The organism is Kaistia adipata DSM 17808, assembly GCF_000423225.1.
Classification (GTDB): domain Bacteria; phylum Pseudomonadota; class Alphaproteobacteria; order Rhizobiales; family Kaistiaceae; genus Kaistia; species Kaistia adipata.
Window position 1 is genome coordinate 1,504,159 of sequence record NZ_KE383991.1, and the last position, 19,970, is coordinate 1,524,128.

At 66.9% G+C, this 19,970-nt stretch carries 14 protein-coding genes; 3 read left to right on the forward strand and 11 right to left on the reverse strand.

Annotated elements, in window-relative coordinates; translation table 11 throughout:
• Positions 1 to 14: 14 nt before the first annotated feature.
• On the reverse strand, positions 15 to 1,073 hold the full coding sequence (locus G539_RS0119915; RefSeq protein WP_029076758.1) for a threonine aldolase family protein: 1,059 nt from the start codon (positions 1,071 to 1,073) through the stop codon (positions 15 to 17).
• A 610-nt stretch (positions 1,074 to 1,683) separates the two neighbouring features.
• Between G539_RS0119915 and gltB the strand changes: the two genes are divergently transcribed.
• Both gltB and G539_RS0119925 read left to right on the forward strand, forming a co-directional pair.
• Positions 1,684 to 6,369, forward strand: coding sequence for a glutamate synthase large subunit (gene gltB / locus G539_RS0119920; RefSeq protein ID WP_029076759.1), 4,686 nt, complete (start codon positions 1,684 to 1,686; stop codon positions 6,367 to 6,369).
• 9 nt (positions 6,370 to 6,378) lie between these two features.
• Complete coding sequence (locus G539_RS0119925; protein ID WP_029076760.1) at positions 6,379 to 7,800, forward strand: glutamate synthase subunit beta; 1,422 nt, start codon at positions 6,379 to 6,381, stop codon at positions 7,798 to 7,800.
• A 346-nt stretch (positions 7,801 to 8,146) separates the two neighbouring features.
• On the opposite strand, the gene G539_RS25570 is transcribed toward G539_RS0119925, so the two are convergent.
• The 3 genes from G539_RS25570 to galE form a co-directional block, all read right to left on the reverse strand.
• Positions 8,147 to 9,433, reverse strand: a complete 1,287-nt coding sequence (locus G539_RS25570; protein WP_051231712.1) for a DUF459 domain-containing protein — start codon at positions 9,431 to 9,433, stop codon at positions 8,147 to 8,149.
• A 60-nt stretch (positions 9,434 to 9,493) separates the two neighbouring features.
• Positions 9,494 to 10,747: a lytic murein transglycosylase gene (locus G539_RS0119935; protein WP_029076761.1), complete on the reverse strand. Its 1,254-nt coding sequence runs from the start codon at positions 10,745 to 10,747 to the stop codon at positions 9,494 to 9,496.
• Positions 10,748 to 10,815: 68 nt separating this feature from the next.
• A complete protein-coding gene (galE, locus tag G539_RS0119940; RefSeq protein WP_029076762.1) occupies positions 10,816 to 11,808 on the reverse strand; it encodes a UDP-glucose 4-epimerase GalE in 993 nt (330 codons plus the stop codon).
• Positions 11,809 to 11,956: 148 nt separating this feature from the next.
• Here galE and galU point away from each other — a divergent pair, with 148 nt between their 5' ends.
• A complete protein-coding gene (gene galU, locus G539_RS0119945) occupies positions 11,957 to 12,835 on the forward strand; it encodes a UTP--glucose-1-phosphate uridylyltransferase GalU (protein WP_029076763.1) in 879 nt (292 codons plus the stop codon).
• Between the two features lie 334 nt (positions 12,836 to 13,169).
• On the opposite strand, the gene G539_RS0119950 is transcribed toward galU, so the two are convergent.
• The 7 genes from G539_RS0119950 to G539_RS0119980 form a co-directional block, all read right to left on the reverse strand.
• A complete protein-coding gene (locus G539_RS0119950; RefSeq protein ID WP_029076764.1) occupies positions 13,170 to 13,757 on the reverse strand; it encodes an NAD(P)H-dependent oxidoreductase in 588 nt (195 codons plus the stop codon).
• A gap of 4 nt (positions 13,758 to 13,761) precedes the next feature.
• Complete coding sequence (locus G539_RS0119955; protein WP_029076765.1) at positions 13,762 to 14,343, reverse strand: NAD(P)H-dependent oxidoreductase; 582 nt, start codon at positions 14,341 to 14,343, stop codon at positions 13,762 to 13,764.
• Position 14,344: 1 nt separating this feature from the next.
• Positions 14,345 to 15,757: an FAD-binding oxidoreductase gene (locus tag G539_RS0119960; RefSeq protein ID WP_035831629.1), complete on the reverse strand. Its 1,413-nt coding sequence runs from the start codon at positions 15,755 to 15,757 to the stop codon at positions 14,345 to 14,347.
• A 2-nt stretch (positions 15,758 to 15,759) separates the two neighbouring features.
• Positions 15,760 to 17,073 (reverse strand): cytosine deaminase, encoded by a 1,314-nt coding sequence (locus G539_RS0119965; RefSeq protein ID WP_029076767.1) that lies wholly within the window; start codon positions 17,071 to 17,073, stop codon positions 15,760 to 15,762.
• Between the two features lies 1 nt (position 17,074).
• Positions 17,075 to 17,866, reverse strand: coding sequence for an ABC transporter permease (locus G539_RS0119970; protein ID WP_051231824.1), 792 nt, complete (start codon positions 17,864 to 17,866; stop codon positions 17,075 to 17,077).
• A gap of 83 nt (positions 17,867 to 17,949) precedes the next feature.
• A complete protein-coding gene (locus G539_RS0119975; RefSeq protein WP_029076769.1) occupies positions 17,950 to 18,768 on the reverse strand; it encodes an ABC transporter ATP-binding protein in 819 nt (272 codons plus the stop codon).
• A 142-nt stretch (positions 18,769 to 18,910) separates the two neighbouring features.
• On the reverse strand, positions 18,911 to 19,918 hold the full coding sequence (locus G539_RS0119980) for an ABC transporter substrate-binding protein (RefSeq protein ID WP_051231714.1): 1,008 nt from the start codon (positions 19,916 to 19,918) through the stop codon (positions 18,911 to 18,913).
• Between the last annotated feature and the right edge of the window lie 52 nt (positions 19,919 to 19,970).

Sequence of the window (19,970 nt, forward strand, 5' to 3'; positions counted from 1 at the left end):
GGGGCGCCTGTTTTTTAAGCGGCGTCTGCCGAAATAATGCGCAGGAACCGATCGACCTCTTCGGGCCTCGTCCGGAAGCTCGTCACCAGCCGGATCGCGATGAAGCGATCCCGCTCCGCCGGCGCCACCATGCCGTCGGCCGGCCACTCGTAATAGGTCGCGCCGGCCGCCCTCAGGCGCCGGTCCTGCTCCCTGGAAACCACCGCGAACACCTCGTTGCCGTCCGGCGCCCGCACACGCCGCGCGCCTTCCGCCTCGTCGAGGCCCTCGGCCAGCCGGCGCGCCATCGCATTCGCGCGCCCGGCCAGCTCGAGCCAGTGATCGCCCTCGAGATAGGCCGCGAACTGCGCGGAGACGAAGTGGCTCTTGGAGAAGAGATGCCCGGCGCGCTTGCGGTGGAAGGCGAAGCCATGCGCCTTGCCGGGATCGAAGAAGACAACGGCCTCGGCAGCGAAACAGCCGTTCTTGGTGCCGCCGAACGACATCACGTCGACACCGGCGCGCCAGCTCGCCTCGGCCGGCGTGACGCCGAGCCCGGCGACGGCATTGCCGAAACGGGCGCCGTCCATGTGCAGCGGCAGGCCGGCGGCATGAGCGACCGCGGCGATCCCGGCGATTTCCGCCGGCGAATAGGCCGTGCCCGCCTCGGTCAGCTGGCTGATCGACACGGCCGCCGGCTGGCCGTGATGCACGGCGCGCGGCGGATAGCGCTCGATCGCCGCCCTGAGCGCCGCCGGCTCGATCTTGCCGTCGGCGCCGTCGATCGCATGCAGGCGCGAGCCGCCGAAAAACTCCGGCGCGCCGCCCTCGTCGACCGCGATATGCGCATCGCGATGACAGAAGACAACGCCGCCGGGCCGGCCGAACTGGGCCAGCGCCAGCGCGTTGGCCGCGGTTCCCGTCGCCACGAAGAAGGCCGCCACATCGCGTTCGAAGACGCGGTTGAACGCGGCCCCTACGGTTGCCGTCACCGGGTCGTCGCCATAGGCCGGCGTCTCGGCGCCAGCCGCTCCGACAAGCGCGGCCGCCACACGGTCGGACGCCCCTGCCCAATTGTCGCTTGCGAAGATCATCCCTCCATATCGCGACCGGAAGGGCCCAAGCGCAAGCCCCTTCCCGACCGGAAACCCGCCTCACAAACGCGCAGCCGCCTGCCTAAAATTAATGCAAGAAAATCGCCCCGCGCGGCGCCGGCCATTCCGCAACGTCACAAGGGCGTCCGGCAACTTTGTTACGTTGCCGCCACGCGTTCGTGAACGAAAGTGTGATGGCGGCCGACATTACGAAATAAACATAATGCGTGATCGCGAGGGCGCTTGCCGTACGGAAAGAGTTCTGGCATTTTGGCGCGCCTCGAATTAGGACAGTCTTACTGTCCCATTATCGAGTGTAACGACAAGCGTTTCGGCGCATTGGCGAGAAAGGCGGCAGAGTTCGGAACGAACCTTGCTTGCTGAACGGACCCGGCCGAGGCGGCCGGTCGCAGCCGGAGCAAAGCCGGCGCGGTACTGATGGGACGCGATGCGGCCCAAGTTTCGAATACGGCGGATCCGCCGGTTGGTCATCCAAACGTCCCCGAGGGGACAGGCGGGCGAGCGGCCGGTCGAGACGTCGAATGATGAACCATAGAGGATGAGAGAGGGCACGAAGATGCCAAAGGTCTTGCGCGAAGCGGAAATGCAGATGGCAGCAGCGGCGACGGCCCGCGCGGCCAAAAGCACCGCCGCACGCAACAAGGCCGGCGGAATCGGCGCCCAAGGCCTGTATGATCCGCGAAACGAGCACGACGCCTGCGGCGTCGGCTTCATCGCGAACCTGAAGAACGAGAAGTCGCACCGCATCGTGCAGAGCGGCCTGCAGATCGTTCGAAACCTCGAGCATCGCGGCGCCGTCGGCGCGGATCCGCTGATGGGCGATGGCGCGGGCATGCTCGTGCAGATCCCGCATCGGTTCTTCGCGGCCGAGGCCGACCGGCTCGGCTTCGAGATCGGCGCGCCCGGAACCTACGCCGTCGGCTTCCTCTTCCTGCCGCAGGACGCGGAGACGCGCGCCGGCATGGAGAAGATCGTCGAGGAGGTCGTCGCCTCCGAGGGCCAGGCGCTGCTCGGGTGGCGCGACGTGCCGGTCGACAATTCCTCGCTCTCCAAGGCGCCGGACATCGTCGCCACCGAGCCCTATCACCGGCAGGTCTTCATCGGACGCGGCAAGGATATCGGAAGCGACGACGCCTTCGAGCGGCGGCTGTTCATCATCCGCAAGGTGATCTCGAACCGCATCTACGCGGCCTATTCCGGCCTCGACAACGACTTCTACGTCGTGTCGCTGTCGTCGCGGACGATCGTCTACAAGGGCATGTTCCTGGCGGAGCAGCTCGGCGCCTATTATCGCGACTTCCACGACGAGCGCTTCGAAAGCGCGATCGCGCTCGTGCACCAGCGCTTCTCGACTAACACCTTCCCGTCCTGGCGTCTCGCCCACCCCTACCGCATGGTCGCGCACAACGGCGAGATCAACACGGTGCGCGGCAACGTCAACTGGATGGCGGCGCGGCAGGCTTCCGTCGACTCGGAGCTCTACGGCAACGACATCTCGAAGCTGTGGCCGATCTCCTATGAGGGGCAGTCGGACACCGCCTGCTTCGACAACGCGCTCGAGTTCCTCGTGCAGGGCGGCTACTCGCTGCCGCATGCGGCGATGATGCTGATCCCCGAGGCCTGGGCGGGCAACCCGCTCATGGACGAGCAGCGGCGCGCCTTCTACGAGTATCACGCCGCCCTGATGGAGCCCTGGGACGGCCCGGCCGCCGTCGCCTTCACCGACGGCCTGCGGATCGGCGCCACGCTCGACCGCAACGGCCTGCGCCCGGCGCGCTACCTCGTCACCGAGGACGACGACGTGCTGCTCGCCTCCGAGTCCGGCGTGCTGCCGATCGACGAGGAGAAGATCATCACCAAGTGGCGGCTGCAGCCCGGCCGCATGCTGCTGATCGACCTCGAGCAGGGCCGCATCGTCTCCGACGAGGAGATCAAGACCGAGCTCGCCACCAAGCTCCCCTACCAGGAGTGGCTGGCGCGCACCCAGATCGTGCTCGAGGACCTGCCGCCGGTGCCGCCGCGCGCGCCGCGCACCGACGTGACGCTGCTCGATCGCCAGCAGGCCTTCGGCTACACCACCGAGGACCTGAAGCTGCTGATGGCGCCGATGGCGACCACCGGCCAGGAAGCGGTCGGCTCGATGGGCACGGACACGCCGATCTCGGTGCTCTCCGACAAGTCGAAGCTGCTCTACACCTACTTCAAGCAGAACTTCGCCCAGGTGACGAACCCGCCGATCGACCCGATCCGCGAGGAGCTCGTCATGAGCCTCGTCTCGTTCATCGGGCCGCGGCCGAACCTGTTCGACCTGCAGGGCGCCGGCCGCCGCAAGCGGCTCGAGGTGCGGCAGCCGATCCTGGAAAACCCGGATCTCGAGAAGATCCGCGCCATCGGCGAGCTGGACGACAACCCGTTCCAGTCGAAGACGCTCGACGTCACCTACGCGATCGCGCAGGGCGCCGAAGGCATGGCCGACGCGCTCGAGCGGCTCTGCGAGCGCGCCGAGGCGGCGGTGCATGGCGGCTACAACATCATCATCCTGTCGGACCGCATGATCGGCCCCGACCGGATCCCGATCCCCGCGCTGCTCGCCACCGCCGGCGTGCACCATCACCTGATCCGCAAGGGTCTCCGGACCTCGGTCGGCCTCGTCGTCGAGACCGGCGAGGCGCGCGAGGTGCATCATTTCTGCGTGCTGGCCGGCTTTGGCGCGGAGGCGATCAACCCCTATCTCGCCTTCGAGACGCTGACCGACATGAAGAAGGACTTCCCCGAGGAGGTCGACGACGAAGAGATCGTGCATCGCTACGTCAAGTCGATCGACAAGGGCATCCTCAAGGTCATGTCCAAGATGGGCATCTCGACCTACCAGTCCTATTGCGGCGCGCAGATCTTCGACGCGATCGGCCTCGCCTCGGAATTCGTCGACCGCTACTTCTTCGGCACCGCCACCACCATCGAGGGCGTCGGCCTCAAGGAGATCGCGGAAGAGACCGTGCGTCGCCACACCGCCGCCTTCGGCAACGGCGCGATCCTGCGCAACACGCTCGATATCGGCGGCGAGTACAACTACCGCATGCGCGGCGAGAAGCATGCCTGGTCGCCGGACTCGGTGGCGACCCTGCAGCACGCCGTCCGGATCGGCTCGTGGGAGCGCTACGAGGACTTCTCCAGGGCGATGAACGAGCAGTCGAAGTCGCTGCTGACGCTGCGCGGCCTGTTCGAGATCAAGATGGCGGAGGATGTCGGGCTGACGCCGGTGCCGCTCGACGAGGTGGAGCCCGCCTCGGAGATCGTCCGGCGCTTCGCCACCGGCGCCATGTCGTTCGGCTCGATCTCGCGCGAGGCGCACACCACGCTCGCCATCGCCATGAACCGGATCGGCGGCAAGTCGAACACCGGCGAGGGCGGCGAGGAGGCCGAGCGCTTCCTGCCGCTGCCGAACGGCGACTCGATGCGCTCGTCGATCAAGCAGATCGCCTCCGGCCGCTTCGGCGTGACGACGGAATATCTCGTCAACGCGGATGTCATGCAGATCAAGGTGGCGCAGGGTGCCAAGCCCGGCGAGGGCGGACAATTGCCCGGCCACAAGGTCGACGCGACCATCGCCAAGGTCCGGCATTCGACGCCGGGCGTCGGCCTGATCTCGCCGCCGCCGCACCATGACATCTACTCGATCGAGGATCTGGCCCAGCTGATCTTCGACCTGAAGAACGTCAACCCGACGGCCGATGTCTCGGTCAAGCTCGTCTCGGAGGTCGGCGTCGGCACGGTTGCCGCCGGCGTCGCCAAGGCGCGCGCCGACCACATCACGATCTCCGGCTTCGAGGGCGGCACCGGCGCTTCGCCGCTGACCTCGCTCAAGCATGCCGGCAGCCCGTGGGAAATCGGCCTCGCCGAGACGCAGCAGACCCTCGTCCTGAACGGCCTGCGCTCGCGCATCGCCCTGCAGGTCGACGGCGGCTTCCGCACCGGCCGCGACGTCGTCATCGGCGCGCTGCTCGGCGCCGACGAGTTCGCCTTCTCGACCGCGCCGCTGATCGCGGCCGGCTGCGTGATGATGCGCAAGTGCCACCTGAACACCTGCCCGGTCGGCGTCGCCACCCAGGACCCGGTGCTGCGCAAGCGCTTCAAGGGCGAGCCCGAGCACGTCATCAACTACTTCTTCTTCGTCGCCGAGGAAGTGCGTCAGCTGATGGCCGCGATGGGCGTGCGCAGCCTGGTGGAGCTGATCGGCCAGTCCGACCGGCTCGACAAGGTCGCGGCGATCGATCACTGGAAGGCATCGGGACTGGACTTCACCAAGCTGTTCCACAAGGTCGAGGCCGGCCCGGACGAGATCCGGCACACCGAGACCCAGCAGCACCCGATCCACCACATCCTCGATCGCAAGCTGATCGAGGCGGCCGCCCCGGCGCTCGCCACCGGCAAGCCGGTCGCGATCGAGGCCGAGATCCGCAACACCGACCGGTCGGCCGGTGCCATGCTCTCGGGCGAAGTCGCCAAGCGCTACGGCAATGACGGCCTGCCGGACGGCACCATCGCGATCACGCTGCGCGGCACCGCCGGGCAGAGCTTCGCGGCCTTCCTGGCGCGGGGCGTCTCGATCGACCTGATCGGCGAAGGCAACGACTATGTCGGCAAGGGCCTGTCCGGCGGCCGCATCGTCGTGCGTCCGTCCGAGACGAGCCGCATCGTGCCGGAGCAGTCGATCATCGTCGGCAACACCGTGCTGTACGGGGCGACCGAGGGCGAGGCCTATTTCCGCGGCGTCGCCGGCGAGCGCTTCTCCGTCCGCAATTCGGGCGCGATCGCCGTCGTCGAGGGCTGCGGCGACCATGGCTGCGAATACATGACCGGCGGCATCGTCGTCGTCATCGGCAAGACCGGACGCAACTTCGCGGCCGGCATGTCGGGCGGCATCGCCTATGTGCTCGACGAGGACGAGACCTTCGCCGAGCGCTGCAACCTGTCGATGGTCGAGATCGAGCCCGTCCAGGAAGAGGACGACCTGCTGGAGAAGCTGCACCACCATGGCGGCGACATCGAGCACAAGGGCCGGATCGACATCACGTCGAACATGAACCGTCACGATGACGAGCGCCTGCACACGCTGATCTCGCAGCATCTCCACTACACCGGCTCGAGCCGGGCCAAGGAGATCCTGGAGAACTGGGAGAGCTATCGTCCGAAATTCCGCAAGGTCATGCCGGTCGAATATCGGCGCGCCCTGATCGAGATGGAACGCGCGCGCTACGGCGTGGCGGCGGAGTGAGGGAAAGAAATGGGTAAGGTAACGGGCTTCCTCGAAATCGACCGCCAGGACCAGAAGTACCAGCCGGCTGCGGACCGCATCCGGCACTTCCGGGAATTCACCCTGCCGCTGAGCGACCAGGACGTATCGCGCCAGGCGGCGCGCTGCATGGATTGCGGCGTTCCGTTCTGCCATGGCGACACCGGTTGTCCGGTGCACAACCAGATTCCGGACTGGAATGACCTCGTCTATTCCGGCGACTGGCAGCAGGCCGCGCGCAACCTGCATTCGACCAACAACTTCCCGGAATTCACCGGCCGCATCTGCCCCGCGCCCTGCGAGGAAGCCTGCACGCTGAACCTGGAAGGCATCCCGGTCGCCATCAAGTCGGTCGAGCAGTCGATCGCCGACAAGGCGTGGGACCAGGGCTGGATCAAGCCGGAGATCGCCGCGGTCAAGACCGGCAAGAAGGTCGCGATCGTCGGCTCCGGCCCGGCCGGCCTTGCCGCCGCGCAGCAGCTCGCCCGCGCCGGCCACGACGTCCATGTCTATGAGCGCGAGCCGAAGGCCGGTGGCCTGCTGCGCTACGGCATCCCGGACTTCAAGATGGAGAAGCACTACATCGACCGCCGCGTCGCGCAGATCGAGGCCGAGGGTGCGACCTTCCACTACGGCCAGAACATCGGCGTCAACAAGCCCTTCGCCGAGCTGGTCGCCGACCACGAGGCGGTGCTCCTGACCGGCGGCGCCGAGGCGCCGCGCGATCCGAAGCTGCCGGGCTCGGAGCTGGAGGGCGTGCACTACGCCATGCCGTTCCTGGTCCAGCAGAACCGCCGCGTCGGCCGCGAGGAGATCCACGAGGAGCCGATCATCGCGACCGGCAAGCGCGTGGTCGTCATCGGCGGCGGCGACACGGCGTCGGACTGCGTCGGAACCTCGTTCCGCCAGGGCGCGCTGGCCGTCACCCAGCTCGACATCCGCCCGATGCCGCCGCTCAAGGAGGACAAGCTGACGGTCTGGCCGTACTGGCCGACGAAGTTCCGCACCTCCTCCTCGCAGGCCGAGGGCGCCGAGCGCGAATTCGCCTGCGCCACGCTGCGCGTGGTCGGCAAGAACGGCAAGGTCACGGGCGTCGAATGCGCCCGCGTCGACGAGAAGCGCCGGCCGATCGAGGGCACGGAGTTCATCATCCGCGCCGACCTCGTCTTCATGGCGATCGGTTTCGCGCACCCCTTGCATGAGGGCATGCTGGCCGAGCTCGGCGCCGATCTCGACCGGCGCGGCAACCTCGCCGCCAACACCAAGGACTACCGCACCTCGGTCGACAAGGTGTTCGCCGCCGGCGACATGCGCCGTGGCCAGTCGCTGGTGGTCTGGGCGATCCGCGAGGGCCGCCAGGCGGCGCACGCGATCGACAAGGCGCTGATGGGATCGACCACCCTCGCCTGGTAAGGGCGCGGCCCGGAAACAAGAAAGCCCTCGCCGGCCACCGGCGAGGGCTTTTTTTTCGTGCCCGGACAGAACTGCAAGGTAACTCGGCCATCATCCTGAGGTGCCCGGCGAAGCCGGGCCTCGAAGGAGGGTCCAGGGAACGCCCCGGATCGAGATCGGACGAAGCTCGTCTGCCGGCCGCCTTGCTCCGCAGGATCCTCCTTCGAGGCTTCGCTCACGCGAAGCACCTCAGGACGATAGCGGAGCCGGTCGATGGGCCAGTTAGATCTTCCCGCTCAGCATTTTGATCGGGCCCTCCTCTTCACCTCTCCCTGAGCGAGAGAGATGAAGGGAACCGCATCAACCGCTATCGCAGCGCCGGCGCCATGCCGGGGACGCCGGCGGTCGGCGCCGGCAGGATGACGATGCCGTCGACGATGCTGCCCGGCGCCTCGGCCTTCTCCTCCTCGGCATGGCGCGGCTTCCAGGCGAAGTCGTCGACCCGGCCCGGCTGCGCGTCGGGCGACTGGCCCTCGACCGTCAGCTTGTACTGCAGGCTGTCGGCGGCGGGGCCCGGAATCCTCTGGTCGGCCGCGCCGATCAGCTTGCCCTCGGTGCCGGGCTCGGGATCGGTGAGCGAGACGACCGGCCCCACCTGACGCTCCTTGCCGTCCGGCCCGATCTCCATCGTGGCGTTGGGATTGGTCGGCGTCGCCGCGCTCATCGGCAGGCCGAGGCCACTGTCCTGGCGGATGTCGCGCTCGACGAAGAAGGCGAGCTTGCGCCGGCCCGACTTGGTGAAGTTGATGCCGTCATTGCCGCGCAGGAGCCGCGTCTGGCCGTCCACGTCCGGCCCGCGCGCGACAAACTTGCCGCTCTCGTCGGCGAAGCCGTCCCAGACGTCGATGAAATTCCCGCCGACCGCCTCGACGCGGCTCTTGAACACCGTGTTCAGGAAGGCCATGTCGGCCGAGGCGTCGTTGGAGCGCATCGGCGGCGCCCCGACCCAGTAGACCGGCTTGCCATAGGTCTGCAGCGCCAGCAGGAAGCGCTCGACACGCTGCTGGTAGGCCTTCTGCCATTCTTCCGAGCGCGGCGCGAAGCGGCCGTCCTTGGTCTTGATCTGCTGTCGGTCATTGGCGCCGATCATGACGACGACCATGTCCGGCTTTTCCGAAGACAGCATCTCGGAAATCTTGCCGGCCCAGTCGAAATGGTCCTCGCGCACGAAGCCGGACGGGCTGTCGGCCCGATTGACGACGGCGAGACGCGGCTCCTCGGCAAAGGCCTGGTCGAGCCCCCAGGCGAGGCCGTCGGCGACGAAATCGCCGACCACCATCACCTTCTTGGCGTCGGGATTCTTGGGCAGGACCTCGAGCGCCGTATAGACGGGCTCCGCGGGCGCCGCGGGGCGCTTCTTGCGCGGCTGGGCGGCCTTGCCCTGGTCCTGCCGGCGCTGCGCGCCGGGCGGACGCCCGCGGCCGAGATCCTCCGGCGGGACCATCATCTCGCGCGGCGGCGGCCGTTCGATGCCGAACAGGCGGTCGAGGAAGCCGCCCGGCCCGCCGCGAAACTGCGCATGGGCGGGACCGGCGCCGATCAGGACCGGCACCACCAGGAGAACAGCGAAGGCGCGGAGAAAACGAACCAACATGGCCAAATCCTCGGGGAAGCGACCGCCAGCCCTCGACGGGCTTCCCCAGAGGAAGTGATCTTATCTGCCGGACCGCAGCCGCTGCAACAGTCCCGTTGAGGCATAGCCGTCCGGGATCATGCCGGCCGAGGCCTGGTAGGAGCGGATCGCCTTCTTGGTGCCGGCGCCGATCTTGCCGTCGACGCTGCCGCCATAATAGCCGTGCCGGCCCAGCAGCGACTGCAGCTCCGCCCGCTCCGACGCCGCCAGCGGACGCACGTCGCGCGGCCAGCCGGAGACGAATTCGTTGCCGCCGCGCAGCCGGTCCGCCAGATGGCCGACACCGAGCGCATAGGCGTCGGCATTGTTGTAGCGCTTGATGACGCGGAAATTATGCAGGAGCAGGAAGGCCGGTCCGCCGGCGCCCGCCGGCGCATAGAGGCGCGCCGTCTCGTTCGAGGCGGGGAACGAACGGTTGGCGACGCGGTGCACGCCCATCTTGCGCCACTGGTCGAGCGGCAGCGACTTGCCGGAATCGGCGTGGTGCCAGTCGAAGCCGGCCGGCAGCTCGACCTCGTAGCCCCAGGTCTGGCCATGCCGCCAGCCCATCTTGGCGAGATAGTTCGCCGTCGAGGCGAGCGCGTCGATTTCCGAGGTCCAGATGTTGCGCTTGCCGTCGCCGTCGAAGTCGACGGCATAGGCCTGGTAGGTGGTCGGGATGAACTGGGTGTGGCCCATCGCGCCGGCCCAGGATCCGACCATGCCGCGCGGGGTGACATCGCCGCGCTGCAGGATCTTCAGCGCCGCGATCAGCTGCTCGCGGCCATATTTGGCCCTCCGGCCGCCCTGATAGGCGAGCGTCGCCAGCGAGCGGATCGTGTTCTTGACGATCTTGTCGTTGGTCAGCACCTGGCCATAGGAGGATTCCATGCCCCAGATCGCCACCACGACGCTGCGGTCGACGCCGAAGGCCTGCTCGATCTGGCGCAGCTGGCGGTCATACTGGCGCAGCATTTCGCGGCCGTTCTCCAGCCGCTTGGCCGAGACGGCCCCGTCCAGATACTCCCAGAGCGGCTTGACGAATTCGGCCTGCGCACTGGCCTTGGCGAGCACGTCGGGATCGGGGGTGAAATTGCCGAGCGCGGCGTTGTAGACGCTGCGCGAGATGCCGGCCTTCTGGGCCGTCGGCCAGAAGCTCGCCACCCAGCGCGCACCGGCGGCGTCCGCCAGGGCGGGGACCAACCCCGCCAGAAGCAGCGCGATCAGCAGGACGGCGCGGGTTCCGGCAGCCTTCATGGAAAGGACTGCGGAAACGGGCGGGCTCCAGAATGCCATGTCTTGATAGTCTCCTCGATTTGTTCGTTCAGATCTCCGGCCCCCCCGGTCCGGAATTCTCGTCTGCGTCAGTCGCGCTGATTGCGTCGACCCAGCGCCTCTTCCCACGCCAGCGCCGTCGCAACGCACTGGTCGAGATCATCATGTTCCGGCCGCCAGCCAAGCTTTGCCCGCGCCCGTGTCGAATTTGCGACAACCGCCGGCACGTCACCGGCGCGGCGCTCGCGCGTCGCGACCTCGAAATCGCGCCCGGAAACCCGTCGTACGGCGTCGATCACCGCGCGCACGCTGTAGCCATGGCCATAGCCGCAATTGGCGACGAGGCTGTCGCCGCCGGCGCGCAGATAGGCGAGCGCGTCGGCATGGGCGTTGGCGAGGTCGGTGACGTGGATGTAGTCGCGCACGCAGGTTCCGTCCGGCGTGTCATAGTCCGTGCCGAAGATCTCGATGCGGTCGCGCTTGCCAAGCGCGGTCTCGCACGCGACCTTGATCAGATGCGTCGCGCCTCGGGTCGACTGGCCAGTACGGCCGCGCGGATCGGCGCCGGCGACGTTGAAATAGCGCAGCGCCACATAGCGGAAGTCATGCGCGCGCGACGCGTCCTCCAGCATCATCTCGGTCATCAGCTTGGAGCGGCCATAGGGCGATTGCGGCGAGAGCGGCGCGGTCTCAACGACCGGCTCGGTGCCGGCGTCGCCATAGACGGCGGCGGTGGAGGAAAAGATGAAGTGGCGCACGCCGGCCCCGATCGCGGCGGCGATCAAGGCGCGCGATTTGACCGTATTGTTCAGGTAGTATTCTAAAGGATCTGCAACCGAGTCCGGAACGACGATGGAGCCGGCGAAATGGATGATGGCATCGATGCCATGCTCCGCCACCAGGCGCACGACCAGCGCCTCGTCGGCGATGTCGCCTTCGACGAGGGTCGCTTCGGGCGCGACGGCCCAGCGGAAGCCTGTGGACAGCCGGTCAAGCACCACGACGGCCTCACCGGCGTCAACAAGACGCCACACCATATGGCTACCGATATAGCCGGCTCCGCCCGTTACCAGAACAGCCACTTCGAAACTCCGAACAGATTCGCAGTGTTAATGAACTATGAATAGGTGAACGAAGTCTTGATGCGACGGATTTTCCCGCTTTTTCATTAGCTTTGTCGCGAGAAATCTGCCGTTATGCTCTCCGCACCGATGCATCTATGAGGCGTCTATGAACCCTAAGATTCGCAAGGCCGTATTTCCTGTTGCCGGTCTTGGCACCCGCTTCCTGCCCGCGACCAAGGCCATGCCGAAGGAAATGCTGACGGTCGTCGATCGCCCGCTGATCCAATACGCCGTCGACGAGGCGCGTGAGGCGGGGATCGAGCACCTGATCTTCGTCACCGGCCGCAACAAGGCGGTCATCGAGGACCATTTCGACGTCCAGTACGAGCTGGAAGCGACGCTGTCCGATCGCGGCAAGAAGGACGCGCTGAACCTCCTCGCCAAGGATCTGCCGAAGCCGGGCTCGACCTCGTTCACCCGCCAGCAGGTTCCGCTCGGCCTCGGCCACGCCGTCTGGTGCGCGCGCGAGATGATCGGCAACGAGCCTTTCGCCGTGCTGCTGCCCGACATGGTGATGAAGGGCGAGCCGGGCTGCCTGAAGCAGATGGTCAAGGTCTACGAGGAGTGGGGCGGCAACGTCCTCGCCGTCGAGGAATGCGATCCGGCGCAGACGCACCAGTACGGCATCGTCGGCATCGGCGCCGAGATCGGCGGCCCGGCCTTCCGCATCAACGCCATGGTCGAGAAGCCGAAGCCCGAGGTGGCGCCGTCCAACCTCTACATCAACGGCCGCTACATCCTGCAGCCGCAGATCTTCGACCTCCTGTCGAAGCAGGAAAAGGGCGCCGGCAACGAGATCCAGCTGACCGACGCCATGCTGCGCCTGATGGACCGCCAGTACTTCTATGGCTGCCGCTTCGACGGCCAGACCTATGACTGCGGCAACAAGGTCGGCTTCCTGGCGGCGAACGTCGCCTTCGCGCTCGACCGCGCCGACATCGCCGACGAGTTCCGTCCCGAGCTCGAGCGCCTGCTCGCCCGCTGAGGCGGACCTGTCCGGAATGCAGAACGGCGGCTCCCGTGGGGCCGCCGTTTCTATTTGGAAATAAGGCGGCGCCTCGCCGCCTCTGCCCCCTTGTGGGGAGGGACGGGGTGGGGGTCCAGCTCGATGCGGGGAGTTCCCCTCGGCGTTCGGGCCAACACGCTCCCGTCATCCCGGGCGAAGACCCGGGATCCATTCAGCCGGGTTGCCGGGCGTTTTCTCCCTGCGAGGCTTCGGCGGCATGGATCCCCGCCTGCGCGGGGATGACGGCGAGCTTGGGGTTGCGCTGGCGCGCCCCAGCAAGCGAACCAGTATCCGCTTCGCTCGAAAACGCCCCCTACAGCCTGCCGATCTTGCGGTCGACCTTGGCGAGGTAGCGCGCCCGGCTCTCGGGCGTGGAGCTGTCCATCTTGTAGTGCGCCATGTAGCTGGTGCGGCAGAGCGGATGGCACAGCGTACGAATGCCGCGCAGAAGAATGCGCCTGCCCGGCTCGCCGATGATCTTCGACAGCGTCCAGCTGGCGCCGCAGGTGGTGACCACGGCGAGTTTGCGGATGTTCTTCATGCCCGGGCGCGAGCCGCGCGTCGCCGTCGGCATGATGAAGGTGGCGTGCGGCACCCAGACCCGCTCCAGCCAGCCCTTCAGCATGGCCGGCGGGCTGAACCACCAGGTCGGATAGACGAAGACGAGGATCTCGCACCATTTGATCAGGGCGAGATGATCGGCGATCGGCACCTCGTTGACGACCGGGTCGTTGTAGACCCGCCGCTCGTCGGCGCCCATGACCGGATTGAAGCCCGACGCATAGAGGTCGAGCAGGCGGACCTCGTGGCCGGACCGGTTCAGTGCGGCGACGACCGTGTCGCGGACGGCGGCGCCGAAGCTTTCCGGCACGGGATGGGCGAAGACGACGAGCGCGCGCATGGTCCTAGAAGCGTTCCATCTCTTTCGATACGCGCTTCAGAAACGCCGATCGCGTCGCTTCCGTCGAGCGGTTCATGTCGTAATGCGTGAGGTAGGGGATCCGGCCGAGCGTGCCGATCTGCGCGCGAAGCACGCGCTTGACGCTGCGCCGCGGCGGATCGCCGAGGACGAAGGCCCGCCAGCGCGGGCCGCCATAGGTGGCCACCGCCGCGAGCTTGCGGATGTGGCCGAGATTGCCGCGGACCGCGCCGTTCTCCATCCGGAACGACACGCCGGGCAGGAACACCCGGTCGAAGAAGCCCTTCAGCATCGCCGGAAAGCCGAAATTCCAGACCGGATAGACCAGCACCAGCGCCTCGGCCCGCATCACGCGCTCGACATAGGCGTCGACGTTGCGGCGGTTGGCGTCGAGGTCGTGGTAGTCGATCCGCTCCTGTCGGGACAGGACCGGATCGAAGCCTTCGGCATAGAGGTCGCAATCATCGACCTGGTGCCCTGTCCGCGTCAGCGTTTCGACGACGGTGCGATGCACCGCCGCCTGGAAGCTGGTCTCGACGGGATGCGCGTAGAGCACCAGCACGCGCATGTCAGCTTGCCTGCTGCAGGCCCGGGAACAGGAAGGTCTTGGTCGAGGTGAAGTCGAAGTCCGGATCTTCCCAGGCGATCATCTTGCCGGGGTTGAGCAGGCCCTTCGGATCCGCCTCGCGCTTGAAGGCGAGCTGGGTCAGGTCGGTCTGCTTCATGCCGCCCTCTTCCAGCGTGTAGCGGTGCGGATTGAAGATCGGGCAGCCATGATCCTCATGGATGCGGATGATCTCCTCGAGCCGCTCCTCCGTCGTGTAGCGCACCATCGGCAGGCCCATCGGCGTGATCTTGCCGTCGAAGCGGACGAATTCGAGATGGCCGGGAACCTCGTCGCCGAGAAGCTTGGTCAGCGCCTCGATCTTCTCGATGTGGTGCGGCGGCGGATACATCGACTGCAGATAGGTGATCGACGGATCGACGCGGATGGCGCGCAGCGTCGTGTGGTTCCAGCCGAGCTCATAGTTCGGCGGGATGCCCTTGAGGTCCTCGGCCGTATCCGAACGGAACACCACCTCGCCCTTGCTGCGCGAGGTCAGCGCCAGGAAGGCATCGACCGCATGCGCCGCGACGGTGACGATCGCCACCGACTGGCCGGGCTTCAGGAACTTCTGGTGACGCAGGAAATAGTCGTAGGGGATCGGCGCCGCGACGGTGGCGAGCTCCTTGACCAGCAGGCCGTCGGCATTGCCGACGCCATCGGCGTAGCGAACCGCGTCCATGTAGTCGTCGAAGCCGACCAGCACGTCGACCCAGTCATAGGCTGTTGTCAGCGGCATCTCGACTTCGGTGATGATGCCATTGGTGCCGTAGGCGTGCATCACCTTGTGCAGTTCCCAGCCCGTCAGCTCGAGGATGCGGGGCTCCGCCTCCATGGTGACGACGCGCAGCCGCAGCACGTTGCCGATGTCGCGCAGGCCGCCCCAGCGGATCGAGCCGACGCCGCCGGAGCCGCCGGCGATGAAGCCGCCGATCGTCGCCGTCTTGGCGGTCGAGGGATGCAGGCGCAGTTCCTGGCCGGAATGGGCGCGCGTCTCGGCGTCGAGCTGCGCGATGACGACGCCCGGCTCGGCGATGACGCGGCCGGGGTGGATCGCCTTGACCTTGTTCATCTCGGCGAGGTTGAGGATCAGGCCGCCGGAAAGCGGCATCGCTTGGCCGTAATTGCCGGTGCCGGTGCCGCGCGGCGTGACGGGCACCTCATGCTTGAAGGCGGCCTTCAGGACGCGGATCACCTCCGCCTCGTCCTTCGGCGTCGCCACGAGATCGGCGGTGATGTGGTCGAGCTGGGCCTTGAGAACCGGCGAATACCAGAAGAAGTCGCGGCTCTTCTGCTTCACCAGAGCCGGGTTCTCCTCGAGCGCGATGCCGTCGAGATCGGCCTTCAGCGCGGCGAGGTCGTTCTTGAATTGAGCCATGATCAATGTCCAAACAGAGAATCGAGTTCGCGATAATCCGGCAAAGTCCGGTCGATCGCCTTGCCATAGCGCAAAACGATGCGATCGGATTGCGGGCGCGACAGGAGTTCGGACCAGCTGCGGGCCCGGAACAGCACCAGATCGGCGGGATCGCCAACCCGGATCCGCCCGACATCGGGACGGCGCAGGATGGCGGCGGGATTGGTGGTGACGACGCGGGGCGCGGCGTCGAGCGGGTGGTCGAGATGCAGGATCCGGACGGCCTCGCGGAACACCTCGACGGCGTCGAGGTCGCCATAGGCGTAGAACGGATCGCGCGTGTTGTCGGAGGCGACGGCGACGCGGATGCCGCGCTCCTCCATCTCGTTCAGGAGCGTCACGCCGCGCCAGCGCGGCGTCCGGCCGGGATGCCGATCCTGCAGATAGAGATTGCACATCGGCAGCGAGACGACGGCGAGACCCGCCTCGGCGACGAGATCCATCGTGCGGTCCGCCTCGCTCTCGTCCTGGCGGGCGAGCGAGCAGCAATGGCCGACGGTGACCTGGCCCTGGTAGTCGGTGCGGATCGCGGCTTCCGCGATCGCCTTCAGCGAGCGGGCGTTGGGATCGGCGGTCTCGTCGACATGGAGGTCGATGTCGAAGCCGTTCTCGGACGCCATGGCGAAGAGATGGTCGAGCGCCGTCTCCAGCCCCGGCGCCATGTAGGTGAAGCCGCCGATGGCGCCGCCATATTCGAGCAGCGTCTGCGTCAGCCTGGTGCGTACCGTCTCGTCGAGGAAGAGCTCGATCGGCGACAGCGCCACCGCCTCGAGGTCGACGCGGCCGGCCCAGGCGTCGCGCGCCGCGGCGAAGGCCGGCCACGAAGCCGGGAACTGCGGCGGAACGCAGTCGATATGGGTGCGGATCAGCTTGGTGCCATGCGCATAGGCGCTGCGCAGCGCGAACTCCATCCGCGCCCGGACGTCTTCGGTGGTCCAGTGCGCCTCGCGGTCGGCGTCGACGGCGGCGAGCGCATCGGCGAAGCTGCCGGTCGGGTTCTGGCGCCGCGCCCAGATGTGGCCCTTGTCGAGATGCGTGTGCATGTCGACGAAGCAGGGCCAGACCTGGCCCTTGTCCATGTCGAAGACCGGCAGCTCGGCGACGCTGCCGGCCGGCCGCAGCGCCTCGATCCTGCCGCCGGATACGACGATGTCGGCACGCATCAGGCCTTCGCCGACATCGCGGCCGTCGAAGCCATCGACGGTCGCCGATGGCAGCGTGGCGTTGGCGAGCACGTAGCGATCCGCATCCGGGATCGCGGCGAAGCCCTTCGTCATCTCAATTCTCCCGCCGGATCGCGCTCTCGTGCCAGCGACGCAGCGCCAGATGCGAGATCAGGCTGGTCGCGGCATAGATCACGACGCCGGTGGCGCAGAGCAGGATGAGCGCGGCGAACAGGCGGGGGATGTTGAGGCGATACTGCGATTCGAGCAGGCGGAAGGCGAGGCCCGAGCCGGCGCCGGCGGAACCGGCGGCGAACTCCGCCACCACGGCCGCGATCAGCGCCAGGCCGCCGGCGATCCGCAAGCCGGCGAGGAAATAGGGCAGCGCCGCCGGCAGCTTCAGGTGGATCATCGTCTGCCAGCGACTGGCGCCGTAGAGCTCGAACAGGTTCAGGAGATTGTGGTCCGTGCTCTTCAGGCCCTGCGTCGTGTTGGAGAGCACGGGGAAGAAGGCAACGATCCAGGCGCAGATCAAGAGCGCCGACTGCGTCGACGGCGCATAGATCAGGATCAGCGGCGCGATGGCGACGACGGGCGTCACCTGCAGGATGACCATGTAGGGCGACAGCGCCAGCTCGATCCATTTCGACTGGGTGAGCAGGATCGCCAGCGCGACGCCGCCGACCAGCGCGATGGCGAGCGCGGCGAAGGTGATCTTCAGCGTCACCAGCAGCGCCATGCCGAGGATCGGCCAGTCATTGACCAGCGACTGCGCCACCAGGCCGGGACCCGGCAGGATGTATTTCGGGATGTTGTAGGCGGCGACATACCAGGCCCAGAGGCCGATCAGCATGGCGAGCATCACGAGCGGGATGAGGACGCGCAGGACGCGCTCGCTCACCGGCATGGACGGGGCGGGCACGGGCGCGGCATCCTGATGCGCTGCCGTCGCCGGGGTTTCGGCCGTGGCGGGGCCGTGATCGATGCTGGTCATAGGTGGTCGGCCGTTCCGATGGCGGAAAGAAGGGATTCCGAGGCGCGGCGGCAATAGTCGCCATAGGCCTGCGAGGTACGGAAGCCGATGCCGCGCGGATGCGGGGCGTCGACCGCGATCTCGTCGATGACCCTGCCCGGACGGGCGGCCATGACAACGATCCGGCTCGACAGATAGACGGATTCGAAGACCGAGTGCGTGACGAAGACGATCGTCCAGCCGAACTGCTCCCAAAGGCGCAGCAGGTCATCGTTCAGCTTCTGGCGGGTGATCTCGTCGAGCGCCGCGAAGGGCTCGTCCATCAACAGGATGCGCGGCCGCGTCACCAGCGCGCGGGCGATCGAGACGCGCATCTTCATGCCGCCGGAAAGCTCGCGCGGGTAGGATTCGGCGAACTTGTCGAGGCCGACCATCTCCAGCGCTTCCATGATGCGCGGGCGGGCCTCGGACTGCGAGATGCCCTTGAGGCGCAGCGGCAGCCAGACATTCTTGAACACGGTTGCCCAGGGCATCAGCGTCGGCTCCTGGAACACGAAGCCGATGTCGCCACCCTTCTTGTCGCCGGCGACATGCGAGCCGTCGGGCCAGACGATGCTGCCCGAGGACGGCTCGCCGAGCCCCGCCAGCATGCGGAGCGCGGTCGACTTGCCGCAACCGGACGGTCCGAGCAGGCTGATGAACTCGCCGGCGCGGATCGAAAGCGACATGTCTTTCAGCGCGATCGTACCGTTCGAGAACGTCTTCGAGACATGGTCGAGACGCACGATGGGCCGTCCGGCTTCAACGGATGGCGGGCTGCTGGTTGCGAGAGACAAGTATTCCGTTTCCTCAACTGCGTGGCCAGGCATTGCCACGATTCCGGCCCTGGCGCCTACCCGCCGCGGCCGCAAGCAGAAATGGCATTGCCGGGACCGGTCCGGCAATGCCCGGGAGCGCGGACGCCCCCTGTCGTGATCGTTACTTCTTCAGGTCCAGTCCGACCTTCTTGCAGACGAACTGCGTCGTGTAATACTTCGAATAGTCGAGGTCCGCCTTGACGACGCCGGCCTTGACCATCTTGTCGTAGAAGTCCTTGACCCGCGCATCGGTCATGCAGCCGATGCCCTTTTCGAGCGTGTCGCCGGAATCGACCAGGCCGTAGTCCTTCATGGTCTGGATCGAGTAAGCGATCTGCTCGTCGGTGATCTCCGGATTATCCTTCTTGATCAGATCGTTGGCGGCCTTGTTGTCGCCGTAGAGGTAGTTGTACCAGCCCTCGATCGAGGCATCGACGAAACGCTGGGTGATGTCGGGGTTCGCCGCGACATACTCCTGCGTGCCCTCGATCAGCGTCGCATAGGTGCTGAAGCCCTCATCGGCGAGCAGGAACAGCTTCGGCTTGAAATCGGCCTGCTTGGCGATCTCGAACGGCTCGGAGGTGATGTAGCCCTGCTGGGCGGACTTCGGATCGGCCAGGAACGGCGCCGGATTGAACGTGTAGGGCTTGAACTGCTCGTCGCGGAAGCCCGGGAAAGCCGACTTCATCCACTGGAAATAGGACGCATAACCGTCCTTCGACAGCAGCAGCGTGTCGAGCTTGGCCAGATCCTCGAACTTCTCGACATCCGGATGGGCGATGATGACCTGCGGCTCCTTCTGGAAGATCGCAGCGACCTCGACCAGCGGAATTTCCTCGGCAGCGGCCGAGAAGGTCTCGATCATGTTGCCGGCCATGTTGAACTGGGTCTTGCCGGCGAGCATCAGCTGGCGGTTGGCCGCCTGCGGGCCGCCCTGCACGATCGTCACCTTGAGGCCGTGCTTCTCGTAGGTGCCGTCGGCAACCGCCTGGTAGAAGCCGCCATGCTCGGCCTGGGCCAGCCAGTTGGTGCCGAAGGAAACCTCGTCGAGAGCGAAGGCCTGGCCGGCAAAAGCCACTGCCGCGGTGCCGGCCGCCATGCCGATGAACCGTGTCCTGAGCGATGTCATGTCGTTCTTAGCCTTCCCCTTGTCGCGACAGCCCCGGCGGTCGCCATGTTGT